This is a genomic window from Winogradskyella flava (assembly GCF_014243395.1).
In the GTDB taxonomy this organism is placed as follows: Bacteria; Bacteroidota; Bacteroidia; order Flavobacteriales; family Flavobacteriaceae; genus Winogradskyella; species Winogradskyella flava.
Genome location: NZ_JACLCP010000011.1, coordinates 1 through 1508 on the forward strand (window position 1 = coordinate 1; position 1508 = coordinate 1508).

General features: G+C 41.2%; 1 protein-coding gene. It reads left to right on the forward strand.

The features are described 5' to 3' along the window. On the forward strand, positions 1 to 1508 hold a 1508-nt coding region (locus H7F21_RS17265; RefSeq protein ID WP_185790567.1), incomplete at both ends, for a DUF7507 domain-containing protein.

The window sequence follows — 1508 nt, forward strand, 5'->3', positions numbered from 1 at the left end:
AAGTTTCGATCCAAGTGGCTTGAGTGGTTCACAGACTGTAACTTATAGTTATACGGACGGTAATAGTTGTAGAGCATCAGACACAGCAAGCATCACTGTTAACGATCTACCAACAATAGTTTTAAGCTCAGGACCAACTTGTTCGGCTGATTTATCAACATATTCGTTAGAGGTAACAGTTTCTGGTGGTACAGTAACAAGTACGGAAGGCACTGTGACTAATACATCAGGAAATGTATGGAGTATTACAGATGTAACTTCAGGAAATTCAATAGTAGTAACAGTTACAGGTGGAAATGGATGTGATACAACATTGAGTGTAACAGCACCAAATTGTAACTGTCCAGTGGTAGATGCTCCGATAAATCCTGTGAATCAGTCTTACTGTATAGGTTCAACAATACCAACTTTGTCTGCTAGTGTAAACGCTGGGGAGACTATTGATTGGTATGATGCTGCTTCAGGAGGTACGTTATTGTTAAGTGATAATACAAGTTTTACACCAACAGGTCCAGGTACATATTATGCCGAAACTAGAGTTTTAGTAAGTGGTTGTACAAGTGCTATTAGAACAGCGGTAACGCTCACAGAATTTACATTACCGACTGTTGAGGCAGGCACATATGCAGCATTATGCGAGGATGCCACTGCGATAACCTTAACGGGAATACCAACAGATGCAAATGGAATATGGAGTGGAACAGGAGTTACGGATAATGGTGATGGAACGGCAAGTTTCGATCCAAGTGGCTTGAGTGGTTCACAAACTGTGGCCTATAGTTATACAGATGGTAATGGTTGCACGGCGTCAGACACAGCAAGCATCACTGTTAACGATCTACCGGTCGTAGAAGCAGGCACATATGCAGATCAATGTGAGAATGACTTAGATTTAAATCTAATCGGAACACCAACAGATGCAAACGGAACATGGAGTGGAACGGGAGTTACGGATAATGGTGATGGAACGTCAAGTTTCGATCCAAGTGGCTTGAGTGGATCAATCACTTTGACTTACACCTATACAGATGGTAACGGTTGTACCGCGTCTGATACAACAAGTATAAACGTTATTACTTGCAATACATCTATTGAAGCCGTTAAGACAGTAGCGATTACTAATGATGTCGCACCAGCAGGAGCAAGTTTAGGAGATACAGTAGAATATACAATCACAGTAACAAACACAGGAGATGTAACCTTAGATGGAGTAGGTATTGTAGATACATTTGAGGATGCAGATAGCAATACATTGATGTTTACAGCCGGCCCAGCGTTTGATGCTGTTAATTCAGATAATGTAGAAGGGATATTAGAAGTAGGAGAAGTAGCTGTTTATACAGCTACCTATGTCATTGGACAGGGCGCCATAGATACAGGAGGATTTAGTAATAGTGTGGAAGCAACTGCTAATGATCCTGATGATAACCAGATTTCAGATATAAGTGACGATGGTGATGATACGGACGGCAACACAGAAGATGATCCAACGGTAATCACGATAACAA